Source organism: Nocardiopsis endophytica (assembly GCF_027706725.1).
GTDB lineage: Bacteria > Actinomycetota > Actinomycetes > Streptosporangiales > Streptosporangiaceae > Nocardiopsis_A > Nocardiopsis_A endophytica.
This window is the reverse complement of record NZ_JAQFWQ010000058.1, coordinates 30159-43535: the sequence shown is the minus strand read 5'-3', so window position 1 is coordinate 43535 and position 13377 is coordinate 30159. Positions and strand designations below refer to the sequence as shown.

Genomic DNA, 13377 nt, shown 5'->3' with positions numbered 1-13377 from the left:
CCTGTTCGACACCCGGACCGGCCTCGCGAGCGGTGCGGGTGCACGGTCATCGCGATACCAGAACGGGATTCGGCCCCAGAGGGCCCCTAAGCGGCACGCCGGGACCGTTTGTCGGGCCCGGCGTCACCGGGTGTAGCCGATATCGGCCCACCGCCGCCCGCGGGTGCGCGGCGGGAGCGGCCGGGCGGCCGCACCGACGCCCCAGACAGCGACCCGGGCCCCTGAATAGGTACGAGCCGGGCATCCTGTTCCCGAATCTCGTTCTGGTGCCGCTGTGTTCGTCACCCATGGGTCCTGGCGGGTGTCGCGGAGCGCGCTTCCCGCCCCTCCTCACCCTTAACGCGGAGTGTTCGACCAGGTCATAGCCGTGCCGGGGTTCGCGGTACGGGCCCGCCGACCGCCACGGGCGCGGAAGAGCGCGAACCCCGCCCATCGAGCCGCCCATCCGGGCCATCCAGGGCCCGCCGGACGGCAGGCGGGGCCGGGGAATCGCCCTGCTGTCGCCGTCGCTGCCCTTCGCGGTGACCGTGCACACGCGCTGCGCCCGACGACGCTGCCTTGAGGGCTGCCCGCCTTCGTCGTCGCCGCCATCCTGCTCACACTCCGGCGGGCCGCCGCTCGGCTGGTGTCCGTGAGTGGGGTACCTGCTCAGCCGCTCCGACCTCCCGGACTGTGAGGGGCCTGCCGGATGGCAGGCAAGGCCGGGGAACCACCCCGGTCCGGCCGTCGCCGCCCATCATGGGGACCACGCACACACCCGGCGGCCGACTGTGCTGCGCCACGGGGCGCCCACCCTCCTCGTCGCTGACCTCCTCGGCTGTCTTCCGTCGGCCGCCCTTCGGATCGGTGTGGCCCGACTCACTCCCCAGGGCGTCATGCGCCCCGCCTCCGGGTACGACCCTCCGCGTGACGACGGGACGCTGGCAGTTCTGGGTGGATCGCGGTGGCACCTTCACCGACGTCGTGGCCCGTGGGCCCGACGGCGGGATCAGGACGCACAAGCTCCTCTCGGACAATCCGTCCGAGTACGAGGACGCCGCGGTCGCCGGGATCTCCGCCCTGCTCGGCGGCCCCGTCGGCCCCGACGCCGTGGAGTCCGTGCGCATGGGCACCACCGTGGCCACCAACGCCCTCCTCGAACGGGCGGGCGAACGCACCGCCCTCGTGGTCACCCGCGGGTTCACCGACGCCCTGCGCATCGGCTACCAGGCCCGGCCACGCATCTTCGACCGGCACATCCGCCTGCCCGACCCCCTCTACGAACGGGTCATCGCCTACGACGAGCGCATCGCCCCCGACGGCACCGTCGTCCGCCCGCCCGACCTGGACGCGCTCGCCACCGACCTCCGGCGCGCGCTCGACGACGGCATCGGCGCGGTCGCCGTCCTGTGCATGCACAGCCACCTCCACCCCGAGCACGAGCGCGCCGCCGGGGAGCTCGCCCGCCGCCTCGGCTTCGCCCAGGTGTCGCTTTCCAGCGAGGCCTCCCCGCTGATGAAGCTCGTCCCGCGCGGGGACACCGCCGTCGCCGACGCCTACCTCTCCCCGGTGCTGCGGCGCTACATCGACCGGGTCGCCGAGCGCTCGGGCGGGGTGCGGCTGATGTTCATGCAGTCCAGCGGAGGCCTGGCCGAGGCCGGGCGGTTCCGCGGCAAGGACGCGGTGCTGTCCGGTCCGGCCGGCGGCATCGTCGGGATGGTCCGCACCTCCCAGGCGGCCGGGTTCGACCGGGTCATCGGCTTCGACATGGGCGGCACCTCCACCGACGTCTCCCACTACGCGGGCGCCTACGAGCGCGTGCACGAGGCGCAGGTGGCCGGGGTGCGGCTGCGCGCGCCCATGCTCGACATCCACACCGTGGCCGCGGGAGGCGGGTCCGTCCTCCGCTTCGACAGCGGCCGCTACCAGGTGGGCCCCGACTCGGCCGGAGCCGACCCCGGCCCGGCCTGCTACCGCAACGGCGGCCCGCTCACCGTCACCGACGCCAACCTCATGCTCGGCCGCATCCAGGCCGACCACTTCCCCCGCGTCTTCGGCCCCGGCGGGGACGCGCCGCTGGACACCGGCACGGTGCGCCGGCGCTTCGCCGGGCTCGCGGCGGGCATCGCCGAGCGCACCGGCGACACCCGCACCCCCGAGCAGGTCGCCGAGGGGTTCGTGAAGGTGGCCGTGGAGAACATGGCCAACGCGGTCAAGAAGATCTCGGTGCAGAAGGGGCGGGACGTCACCGGGTACTGCCTGACGACCTTTGGCGGCGCGGGCGGCCAGCACGCCTGCGCGGTCGCCGACGCCCTGGGCATCGGCACCGTGCTGGTGCCCCCGCTGGCCGGTGTGCTGTCGGCGCTGGGCATGGGGCTGGCCGACACCACCGACATGCGCGAGCAGTCGGTGGAGGAGCGCCTCGGCCCCGAGCTGCGCCCCGCCCTCGACGACCTGGCCGACCGGCTCGGCGCGGACGCCCGGGCGCACCTGCGCGACGAGGGCGTGCCCGACGCGCGCATCGAGCTGCGGCGGCGGGCCCGGCTGCGCTACGACGGCACGGACACCCCGGTCACCGTCGTGCTGGGGGCGGTACCGGACATGGTCGCCGAGTTCGAGCGCGAGCACCGGCGCACCTACTCCTTCCTGATGGAGCGCCCGCTGGTGGTGGAGGCCGTGGAGGTCGAGGCGGTCGCCCCCTCCGACACCGGCGACCCGGCGCCCGCCCCGGCGGCGGCCCCCGAGCCCCCCGAGCCGGTGCGGATGCACGTCGCGGGCCGGTGGCGCACCGTCGGGCTGCACCGGCGGGCCGCCCTGCCGCCCGGCACCGACGTCACCGGCCCGGCGGTCATCGCCGAGGACGGCGCGACCACCGTGGTCGACGACGGCTGGGCGGCGCGGGCCGAGCCCACCGGCCACCTGGTGCTGCGGCGGGTCCGCCCGCGCCCGCGCACGGCCCTGGGCACCGGCCCGGACCCCGTGATGCTGGAGGTGTTCAACAACCTCTTCATGTCCATCGCCGAGCAGATGGGCGCCCGGCTGGAGGCCACCGCCCAGTCGGTCAACATCAAGCAGCGCCTCGACTTCTCCTGCGCCCTGTTCGACCCGGGCGGCGGCCTGATCGCCAACGCCCCGCACATGCCGGTGCACCTGGGGTCGATGGGGGCGACCGTGCGGGAGGTGGTGGAGCGCAACGCCGGGCGGATGCGCCCCGGCGACGTGTACGCGGTCAACGACCCCTACCACGGCGGCACCCACCTGCCGGACGTGACGGTGGTGACGCCGGTTTACGACGCCGAGGGGCGCGAGGTGCTGTTCCACGTGGCCTCGCGCGGGCACCACGCGGAGATCGGCGGGCTCACCCCGGGGTCGATGCCCGCGTTCAGCCGTGATGTGCACGAGGAGGGGGTGCTGTTCGACAACCACCTGCTCGTGCGGGAGGGGCGCTTCCTGGAGGAGGAGACGCGCGCGCTGCTGGAGGGCGCGCGGTACCCCTCGCGCGCGCCGGAGGTCAACCTGGCCGACCTCAGGGCGCAGGTGGCGGCGAACGCCAAGGGCGTCGAAGAGGTCGGGAAGATGATCGGCCACTTCGGCCTGGACGTCGTGCAGGCCTACATGGAGCACGTGCAGCGCAACGCCGAGGAGGCGGTGCGGCAGGTCATCGACGCCCTGGGGGACGGGGAGTTCCGCTATGAGACGGACTCGGGCGCCGTCATCGCGGTGCGGGTGGAGGTGGACCGGGAGACGCGGTCCGCCGTCATCGACTTCACCGGGACCTCGCCGCAGCTGGAGACCAACTTCAACGCGCCGTCGTCGGTGGCCCGGGCCGCGGTGCTGTACGTGTTCCGCACGCTGGTGGGGGACGAGATCCCGCTCAACGACGGCTGCCTGGTCCCGCTGAGCATCATCGTGCCCGAGGGGAGCATGCTCGCGCCGGCCTACCCGGCGGCGGTGGTGGCCGGGAACGTCGAGACGTCGCAGGCGGTGACGGGCGCGCTGTACGGGGCGCTGGGGGTGCAGGCCGAGGGGGCGGGGACGATGAACAACGTCACCTTCGGGAACGAGCGGTTCCAGTACTACGAGACCGTGGGTTCGGGGTCGGGCGCGGGCGACGGCTTCGACGGTGCGTCGGTGGTGCAGACGCACATGACCAATTCGCGACTGACCGACCCCGAGGTGCTGGAGGTGCGGCTGCCCGTGCGGCTGGAGGAGTTCTCGGTGCGGAAGGGCAGCGGCGGGGCGGGCGCCTGGCGCGGGGGCGACGGGGGAGTGCGGCGGATCGTGTTCCTGGAGCCGATGACGGTCAGCACGCTCACGGGCAACCGCAGGCGCGCGCCCTATGGTGCGGCGGGCGGCGAACCGGGCGCGTGCGGGGCCGACAGGGTGGAGCGCGCCGACGGCACCGTGGAGGAGCTGGAGGGGTGCGCGTCGGTGCGGATGGAGCCCGGCGACCGGCTGGTCGTGCAGACCCCGGGCGGCGGAGGGTACGGGCGGCGCCGATAGGCGGGGGAGCCCCCGTGCCCGGAGCCTACTGACGTCACCGGGGTCGTTCGGCGGCCGGGGCCGCCGACGGGCTGCCCGCCGTCGGCCGTTTGCCGAGGGCGGGTCGCGGGCCGCCGGGAGTCCATCGCTCCAGGGGCCATGGTCCATGCCGACGGGCAGGGTGACTGGATTGACGGAAGCCGCACCGACCGAATGGGTGAGACTCCATCGCTGCGGGTGCTGCGGGGTTCCGGCCGCCTGACGTGGTGACGACTGCTCATCGGCGGTGACCGGGTGGGGGTTTCATCAGGCCGAGGGCGTTCCGCCGAGTGGTGTCGTACACGCCGGCCGTGGTCGGCCCCAGCGGCCTGGCCTGGGCGGATGGATACGACACCACTCCAAGGGATGCCCGCCGGAGATCGGACAAGGACCCCGCACGCCCCCGAGGCGCCGGGCGGCCAACGCCTCCAGACGGCCGCCCCTACTACTCCTTCTCCTCGGTCTCCTCCGAGAACGCCTCCACCAGCTGGCGTTCGGCCACGTCGAAGTAGTCGGACAGCTCCTCCGCCGCCTTCTCCAGGCGCCCCTCCTCCAGCAGGCGGTGGATCCGGCGGTTCAGCGCCACGTAGGGGACGTGGAAGTCGCGCGGGGCCGCCATCGCGTGGAACACCAGCCGCAGCTCGGCCAGCAGCCGCCGCACCACCTCGTCGGTGCGCGGGCTGTCCGCCAGCGCCGCCAGGGCCTGGTGGAACCGCATGTTGGCGGTGCCCACGCCCCACCAGTCGCCGCGCCCGGCCGCCGCCTCGCCCTCCTCGACGGCGGCGCCCACCCGGGCCACCGCGCCCTCCGGGGCCCGGTCGGCGCGGCGCACCGCGTCCAGTTCGAGCGCACGCCGCACCCGGTACAGGTCGACCACGTCGGCCAGCTCCGGCTCGGCGACGAATACGCCCCGGTTGAACCGGTGCACCAGCAGCCGCTCGTGCCCGAGCAGCCGGAAGGCCTCGCGGAGCGTGTTCCGGGACACCCCCAGGGCCTGGCCCAGCGCCTCCTCCGACAACCGTGCGCCCGGGGCCAGCGCGCCGTCGATGATCCGCTCGCGCAGCGCGTCGGCCACGCGCTCGGCGGTGCTCGACCGCTCCAGCGTCCCCCGCAGGTCGGAGAACGCCTCCAGCCCCTCGCTCGTCGCCACCCTCGGTCCCCGCTCCCTCGTCGTCGCGCCGGTGTTCCGCGGGGCCGGTGCGGCCCGGCCGCGCGCCCCGCCCCCAATTCTGTCGGACTGCGCGAACGCCTGCGGCGCGGGGCGTGCGGGCGGCCGCGGTGACCGGCCTCACGAAGGGGTGTGGCCTGGAGCGCGTGTCGGGGGTACGATGACGTCCTCCGTGCGATCGGTGAATTGTTGAACAATCCTCACCATGGCCGTGCGGTGGCCCCTGTTCCCTCCCCCTCCAGCGGGATCCCCAGACGAGCGAGGTCCGCATGAGCACCACCACGACCGCACCCGCGCGCCGCGGGCGCGGTGTCCTGCTGGGAGCCATGTTCCTGATGGCCACCAGCGCCGTCGGCCCCGGATTCATCACCCAGACCACCGAGTTCACCGTGACGATGGGCGCGGCCTTCGCCTTCGCCATCCTCGTCTCGATCGTCGTCGACATCGCCGTGCAGCTGAACCTGTGGCGGGTCATCGGCGTGGCCGGCCAGCGCGCCCCCGCACTCGCCAACAAGGTGCTCCCGGGCGCCGGGTACCTGCTCGCGGCGCTGATCGTCTTCGGCGGGCTGGTCTTCAACATCGGCAACATCGGCGGCACCGCGCTCGGCCTCGACGCCCTCGCGGGCATCGACGCCCGCATCGGCGGCGCCGTCTCCGCCCTCATCGCCATCGCCATCTTCCTCAGCAAGCGCGCGGGCATGGCCATGGACCGCATCATCGTGGTGCTCGGCGTCCTGATGATCGCCCTGACCCTCTACGCGGCGTTCTCCTCCTCCCCGCCCGTCGGCGAGGCCCTGCGCGGCGCCGTGGCCCCGGGGGCGCTCGGCGCGGACGAGTTCACCGCGATCGTCACCATCATCGGCGGCACCGTCGGCGGCTACATCACCTACGCCGGGGCGCACCGCCTCATCGACGCCGGGGTCACCGGCCGCGAGAACGTGCGCGCCATCTCACGCGCCTCGGTCACCGGCATCATCGTCACCGGCATCGTCCGCATCCTGCTCTTCCTGGCGGTGCTGGGCGTGGTGTCCGGCGGCGCCGCCATCGCCGACGCGAGCAACCCGCCCGCCGCGGCCTTCCAGCACGCCGCCGGAGAGGTCGGCCTGCGCCTGTTCGGCATGATCATGTGGGCGGCGGCCATCAGCTCGGTCATCGGCGCCTCCTACACCTCGGCGACCTTCATTACCGGGTTCTCCGAGCGGCTCCAGCGCCGCAGCACGTGGGTGGTGGCCGCCTTCATCGCCGTCTCCGCCGTCGCCTTCCTGGTTCTGGGCAAGGCCCCCGCCACCCTGCTGGTGATGGCGGGCGCCATCAACGGCCTGATCCTGCCCGTGGGCCTGGCCCTGATGCTGTGGGTCGGCTGGCGCCGTTCCGCCGACCTGCTGCACGGCTACCGCTACCCGCGCTGGCTGCTCGCCCTCGGCGCGGCGGTGTGGGTGCTGACCGTGTACATGGGGTGGAACGCGCTGTCGGGCATCGCGGCCCTCTGGTCCGCCTGACACCGCGACCGGGGTGCGGGGCACCGGGCCGCCCGGCGCCCCGCACCCGCCTTCCGAACGCGAGGACACGATCGACCGCGACGACAAGGAGGAGAGACCGCACGTGCGCATCGACCTCAACGCCGACCTGGGCGAGAGCTTCGGCCGCTGGGAACTCGGCGACGACGAGGCCCTTCTGGCCATCGTCACCAGCGCCAACATCGCCTGCGGCTTCCATGCCGGAGACCCGACCGTGCTCCGCCGCGCCTGCCGCGGCGCGGTGCGGACCGGGGCGGCGATCGGCGCCCAGGTGGGCTACCGGGACCTCGCCGGGTTCGGCCGCCGGTTCATCGACGCCGCGCCCGAGGAGCTGGCCGACGACGTCCTCTACCAGATCGGCGCCCTGGACGGCATCGCCCGCGCCTCAGGAGGGCGGGTCGCCTACGTCAAGCCGCACGGGGCGCTGTACAACGCGATCGTGCACCACGAGGCCCAGGCGGGCGCCGTGGCCGCCGCGGTGCGCGCCGTCGCCCCGGGCCTGCCGGTGCTGGGCCTGCCCGGCTCGGCGTGGCTGCGCGCGGCCGAGGAGGCCGGGCTGCGGCCGGTGCGGGAGGCCTTCGCCGACCGCGCCTACACCCCGCAGGGCACACTGGTGCCGCGCCGGGAGCCGGGGGCGGTCCTGCACGACCCGGACGAGATCGCCGAGCGCTGCGTGCGCATCGTGCGCGGCGAGCCGATCGCGGCCGTCGACGGCACCCCGGTGCGGATCGGGGCCGAGTCGCTGTGCGTGCACGGCGACACCCCCGGCGCGGTCGAGACGGCCCAGGCGGTGGCCAAGGCCCTGCGCGCCGAGGGCATGGTGCTCGCGCCCTTCGCGGGCGGTGGGCCCGAGGAGGGGCGGGGCGGGGATGGGTGAGGGGCCCAAGCCCGCCGCCCGTCCGCGGGAGGTGCCGCCGTGCGCGTCCTGAACTGCGGCGACTCCGGCGTCCTCGTCGAGGTCGCCGACCTGGCGCAGGCCCTCGCGCTGCAGGCGGCCCTCGACGAGAACCCCATCCCCGGCGTGGTCGAGGCCGTGCCCGCCGCCCGCACGGTGCTCCTGCGCGTCGACCCGGGGTCCCCGGGCGGCGTGCGGGCCGTGGCCGAGGCGGCGCGGCGGCTCCACCCCCGCCCCGGTGACCTGCCGCGCGGCGGCGAGGTGGAGATCGGCGTCCAGTACGACGGCGCGGACCTGGGCGAGGTCGCCGAGATCACCGGCATGACCGAGCGCGAGGTGGTGCGGGCGCACACCTCCGCCCGGTGGACCGTGGCCTTCGGCGGCTTCGCGCCCGGGTTCGGCTACCTGGTCGGCGACGACCGCCGGCTCGACGTGCCGCGCCGCGGCGAGTCGCGCACCCGGGTGCCCGCCGGGTCGGTGGCGCTGGCCGGGGGGTTCGGCGGCGTCTACCCGCGCAGCTCCCCGGGCGGGTGGCGGCTGCTCGGGCACACCGATGCCGTGGTGTGGGACCTTGACCGGGACCCGCCCGGCCTGCTGGTGCCGGGCACCCGCGTCCGGTTCCACGAGGTCTGAAGGGCACCGGGGCGCCGCCGGGGCGGGCAACGACGACGAGGAGGGGAACGACACGTGGCGGACCGGGCACTGGAGGTGCTCGCACCGGGACCTTTGGCGACGGTGCAGGACGCCGGGCGGCGCGGCCACGCGGCGCTGGGGGTCGGCGCGTCGGGGGCGGCGGACGCCGCCTCCTACGCCCGCGCCAACCGGCTGCTGGCCAACCCGGAGGGGGCGGCGGCGCTCGAGGCGACCATGGGCGGGCTGGCGCTGCGCGCACGCGGTGACGTGTGGGTGGCCGTCACCGGCGCCCCGTGCCCCGTGCGGGTCGGCGGGCGCGGTGGCGCGACCGCCGAAGTGCTGCGCCTGCGGGACGGCGAGGAGCTGCGGCTGGGCCCGCCCCGGCGGGGGCTGCGCAGCTACGTCGCGGTCCGCGGCGGCCTGGACGTGCCCGCGGTGCTCGGCTCGCGCAGCACCGACGTGCTGTCGGGGCTGGGGCCCGAGCCGCTGCGCGCGGGCGACGTGCTGCCGGTGGGGGAGCCGCCGCGCGCGTTCCCCGTGCTCGACGCGGTGCCCGAGCCGCCGGTGGGCGGGGACCGGCTGGAACTGGGCGTGGTGCTGGGGCCGCGCGACGACTGGTTCGCCCCCGAGGCGGTGGAGGCCCTGCTCGGCGGCGAGTTCGAGGTGACCGGCCGCAGCGACCGGGTGGGCATGCGCCTGGCGGGCCCGGCCCTGCCCCGGGCGGTCGGCGGCGAGCTGCCGACCGAGGGGATGGTGCCGGGGTCCCTACAGGTCCCGCCGGACGGCGAGCCGGTGCTGTTCCTGGCCGACCACCCGGTGACCGGCGGCTACCCGGTGATCGCGGTGGTGCGCTCGAACGACCTGCCCAGCGCGGCCCAGGCCCGCCCGGGAACGCGGCTGGCGTTCACCGCCGTGTCGCCATGAGGGCGATGGCGTGTGCCCCGTACTGCGGTCCGGCGCCGCCGCGTGCACCCCGACAGGCCCCGTCACAAACGAGGCCGGGGCCGCTCGGGCCAGGCCGATGGGAGGGCGCCGTCGGCGGTCTCGGTGAGGAGGGGGCGCCTCCGCTCCGGTCACGTCCGGACGAGGACGGGCGGGGCTCCGGTCAGGACTCCCAAGAGTCGGTCCGGTTCAACTCGAAGGCCGCAGTGGCCGGACCGGCCCACGCGCACGGAAATGGTGCCGCTCCAAGGACACGGTCGGCGGATCGGGCGCGATGGGGGCGAGCGTGCGGACCGACGAGAAGTCCGTCCCGGCCGCCCCGGAGACGCGGCCCCGTGACCGGCGGACCCGGGCGCGGGTACCAACCACCACGAGGAGGAGCACATGCCCACACCCACACTCCCCGACGACGCGGCGTCCCTGGCGCCCGCCGAGGCGCGTGCGCTGTTCCGGGGCGGCCTCCGGGTGCCCACGTCGGGCGTCAGCGCCGGGTACGCCCAGGCCAACCTCATCGCGCTGCCCCGCGACTGGGCGTTCGACCTCCTCCTGTTCGCCCAGCGCAACCCCAAGGCCTGCCCCGTGCTCGACGTCGCCGAGGACGGCCGCACGAGCGCGCCCCTCTTCGACGGGGACCTGCGCACCGACCTTCCCGCCTACCGCGTCTACGAACACGGCCGCCTCGTCGCCGAGACCACCGACGCCTCCGAGCACTGGCGGCCGGACCTGGTGTCCTTCCTCATCGGGTGCAGCTTCACCTTCGAGGCCCCGCTGATGGAGGCCGGGATCCCCGTCCGGCACATCGAGGCCGGGACCAACGTCGCCATGTACCGCACGTCGCGCCCCTGCCGCCCCGCTGGCCGGCTGTCCGGGCCGCTCGTGGTGTCCATGCGGCCGGTACCCGCCGACCGCGTTGCCGACGCGGTGCGCATCACCTCGCGCTACCCGGCCGTCCACGGCGCTCCGGTGCACGTCGGCGACCCGGCGGGGCTCGGCATCGCCGACCTGTCCCGCCCCGACTACGGCGACCCGGTGGAGGTCCGCCCGGGCGAGGTGCCGGTCTTCTGGGCGTGCGGGGTCACCCCGCAGGCGGCCGTCACCGCCTCCGCCCCCGAGTTCGCCATCGGCCACGCCCCGGGCCACATGGCCGTCACCGACGCCCGCGACGCCGACTACCAGGTGCCCTAGGCGAGCCGCGCGGCTACGGGGTCACGCGGATGAGGGTCTGCTGCCCGTTCGCCACGAGCCTCCGCCGGCCGTCGTCGACGCCGAACACCTCCAGCCCGCACACGGTCAGCGTCCGCCCCGCCTTCAGGACGCTCCCGACCGCCTCCAGGCGCTCGCCCACGGCCGGGGCCAGGAGGTTGATCTTGTACTCCACGGTCAGGATGTCCGCCCCCTCGGGGAACAGCGTGTAGGCCGCGTACCCGCCCGCGCTGTCGGCGATCGCGCTCGTGGCCCCCGCGTGGAAGTAGCCGTTCTGCTGGGTGACCTCGGGGCGGGCCGGAAGCGCGATGTGCACGCGGCCCGCCTCGATGCGCGTGATCCGCGCCCCGAGGTGGGACATCAGCCCCTGGCGGCCGAAGCTCTCCCGGATGCGCGCCTGCACCTCGGGGGCCGCCTGCCCGTGCCCGTCGCTCGCCTCCGGCTCCCGGCGGGGCGGGTCCTGTAGCGGGTGGTCGTCCAAGCGTCCTCCTTCGCGGACTCGGGGAGCGGGGTGGGGCGGGGGCGGGTGAGGCGCGTTCTCACACCTCGTGCGGCCCCTCCTCGTCGATCTGCAGGTCGCCGGAGGCGCCGTCCCGCCCCCTGAGCCACACGACCTCGGCGCGGCGGCCGTCGAGCGCAAGTTCGGCGATCGCGTTGTCGAACCACGGCCCCTCGTCCAGCCCCCACTCCAGCAGCGGTGGGCGCACCCCGGCCGTGCGGGCCATGATCCAGCCCGCCCACGCCGTCGGCGCCGCCGCCGACAGCCGTGCCGCCCACCGGAACTTCGTCGGCAGCCGGTTGCACAGCGGCGACGACACGAGCTGGGCGATGCGCGTCCCGCCACCGGGTGCGCCCTCGCGCGCCGCCCGGCGCGACGGCCGGGCGCGGGCCAGGTAGGAGAAGTGGACGTCCCCGGACAGGAACAGGGCCGTCGCGGGCGGGTTTCCGCGCGTGCCGGAGGCCAGCTCCACGAGCGCGCGGGAGACCGAACCGAAGGACCGCCCGAACGCCGACCAGTGCTCCAGGTCCAGCGCGCGCCGCAGCTTCTCCGCGGGGCCGCGGAGCCGTTCGCCCCACGCCCCCGACGCGAGCGCCTCGTCCCACGCCTCCAGCCGGTGCACCGCCTTGGGGAGGAGGAACGGCAGCGTCGACGCGATCAGCAGGTGGTCGGCGTCGCCGGTGACGCGCTCGTCGAGCCACGCCGCCCCCGGGGCGCCCAGGATGTCCCTGCGGCGCTCGTCGGCCACGTCCCGCCCCGCACGCGTGTCCACCATCAGCAGGCGGGCGGGGCCGAGCCGGTGCTCGTGGCTCCACACCCTGCTCTGCGGCTCCTCGTGCCAGCCCAGGGCGGCCGCGTCCAGCGCTTCGGCGGCGTCGTTCCCGGCCGCCGCCCCCTCGCCCGAGGAGGCCTTCAGCACCTCGCCGTAGAGCGGGTCCTCCGCCCGCTCCTCGGCCGACAGGTTGCCCAAGTGCTGGTACACCCAGTACGAGCCCAGGCCCGAAACGATGCGGTGCCGCCACCACGGCGAGGCGTCCATCTCCGCGCGCCAGGCGCCCGAGGTGTTCCAGTCGTCCCGCACGTCGTGGTCGTCGAACAGCATGAGGGTGGGAACGGTCGACAGCAGCCACCGGACGTCGGGGTCGCTCCACGAGCGCCGGTACAGCTCGGCGTACTCGTCGAAGAAGACCACCTCGTCGGCGGGCGGCCGGGCCTCGGCACGCGCCCGCGCGTCCGGCCCCGCTCCGGTCCCGGAGCCGCCCCCGTCCCCGGCCGCCTGGGAGCGTCGCCGCGCGAGGAACTCCTTCATGCCGGGCTGTAGCTCGTCGGCGTACACCTGGTCGCCGATGAGGAGCAGGACCGCGGGTTCCTCGGCGGCCGCCGCGCCGTCGCCGTCCGGCCCCCTGCCGTCCGCGCCGTCCCCGGCGCCCGCGTCGCGGCGCAGCCGGGCCAGCCGCCGCCCGTAGGCGCGCAGCATGTCGGAGCCGTAGCGGCGCACCGCCCCGGGGGAGTGGTCGATCGGGGTGCGGCAGGAGCCGAACGCCAGCCGCACCGGGGCCTCCCGCCCCTCGGGCGGGGTCCGCACCAGGCTCGGCGGGTGCTCGGAGGCCGGGTCGGGCCACACCTGCGCGCCGTCCACCTCCACGGTGTAGGGCGTGGAGGAGCCCGGCGCGAGGCCCTGGAGTTCGCACAGGGCGTAGTGGTGGCCGTGCACGGTGAACGTTCGGGACCGCGCGCGCACCCCGCCCGCGGTGACGGCCACCTCGGCGGGCGCCCCGGTCTCCACCCACACCGTCGCGGTCGTCGGCGTCGTCTTGCGCAGCACCGGGCCCAGCCGGAGGTCGGCTCCCACGTCCACCTCTCATCCTCGCCGCCGCGTCGCCCGGCGGCCCCGCAGCCGAGTATGGCGCGCCCGCGCCCCGCCCGTCACGCCGCACGGGGCCCACCGGGCGGGGCGGCGGACGGGGACGGGTGGGGAGGATGCGGGCGAATCGGTCCTGAAATGGTTCGACACGCCGCA

General features: G+C 75.5%; 9 protein-coding genes. 6 read left to right on the top strand and 3 right to left on the bottom strand.

Annotated features, from left to right (window positions below):
• The first annotated feature begins 906 nt into the window (after window positions 1-906).
• Window positions 907-4482, top strand: a complete 3576-nt coding sequence (locus O4J56_RS19240) for a hydantoinase B/oxoprolinase family protein (protein ID WP_270687467.1) — start codon at window positions 907-909, stop codon at window positions 4480-4482.
• 463 nt (window positions 4483-4945) lie between these two features.
• On the opposite strand, the gene O4J56_RS19235 is transcribed toward O4J56_RS19240, so the two are convergent.
• Entirely contained in the window at window positions 4946-5650 is a 705-nt protein-coding gene (locus tag O4J56_RS19235) for a GntR family transcriptional regulator (RefSeq protein WP_270687466.1), read from the bottom strand.
• A 287-nt stretch (window positions 5651-5937) separates the two neighbouring features.
• Between O4J56_RS19235 and O4J56_RS19230 the strand changes: the two genes are divergently transcribed.
• The 5 genes from O4J56_RS19230 (at window position 5938) to O4J56_RS19210 (ending at window position 10840) form a co-directional block, all read left to right on the top strand.
• Complete coding sequence (locus tag O4J56_RS19230; protein ID WP_270687465.1) at window positions 5938-7167, top strand: NRAMP family divalent metal transporter; 1230 nt, start codon at window positions 5938-5940, stop codon at window positions 7165-7167.
• 103 nt (window positions 7168-7270) lie between these two features.
• The gene (locus O4J56_RS19225) at window positions 7271-8062 is read left to right on the top strand and encodes a LamB/YcsF family protein (protein ID WP_270687463.1); all 792 of its coding nucleotides are present in this window, start codon (window positions 7271-7273) and stop codon (window positions 8060-8062) included.
• Between the two features lie 39 nt (window positions 8063-8101).
• Window positions 8102-8713, top strand: a complete 612-nt coding sequence (locus O4J56_RS19220; RefSeq protein ID WP_270687462.1) for a 5-oxoprolinase subunit B family protein — start codon at window positions 8102-8104, stop codon at window positions 8711-8713.
• A gap of 54 nt (window positions 8714-8767) precedes the next feature.
• Window positions 8768-9637, top strand: coding sequence for a 5-oxoprolinase subunit C family protein (locus tag O4J56_RS19215; protein ID WP_270687461.1), 870 nt, complete (start codon window positions 8768-8770; stop codon window positions 9635-9637).
• A gap of 402 nt (window positions 9638-10039) precedes the next feature.
• Entirely contained in the window at window positions 10040-10840 is an 801-nt protein-coding gene (locus O4J56_RS19210) for a putative hydro-lyase (RefSeq protein WP_270687460.1), read from the top strand.
• 13 nt (window positions 10841-10853) lie between these two features.
• On the opposite strand, the gene O4J56_RS19205 is transcribed toward O4J56_RS19210, so the two are convergent.
• Window positions 10854-11339: a PaaI family thioesterase gene (locus O4J56_RS19205; protein ID WP_270687459.1), complete on the bottom strand. Its 486-nt coding sequence runs from the start codon at window positions 11337-11339 to the stop codon at window positions 10854-10856.
• A 58-nt stretch (window positions 11340-11397) separates the two neighbouring features.
• A complete protein-coding gene (locus tag O4J56_RS19200; RefSeq protein WP_270687457.1) occupies window positions 11398-13215 on the bottom strand; it encodes a DUF7800 domain-containing protein in 1818 nt (605 codons plus the stop codon).
• Between the last annotated feature and the right edge of the window lie 162 nt (window positions 13216-13377).

Bases quoted from the DNA above. Each gene is read 5' to 3' on its own strand.
- O4J56_RS19210 (WP_270687460.1), top strand. From the start codon at position 10,040: ATGCCCACACCCACACTCCCCGACGACGCGGCGTCCCTGGCGCCCGCC.
- O4J56_RS19230 (WP_270687465.1), top strand. From the start codon at position 5,938: ATGAGCACCACCACGACCGCACCCGCGCGCCGCGGGCGCGGTGTCCTG.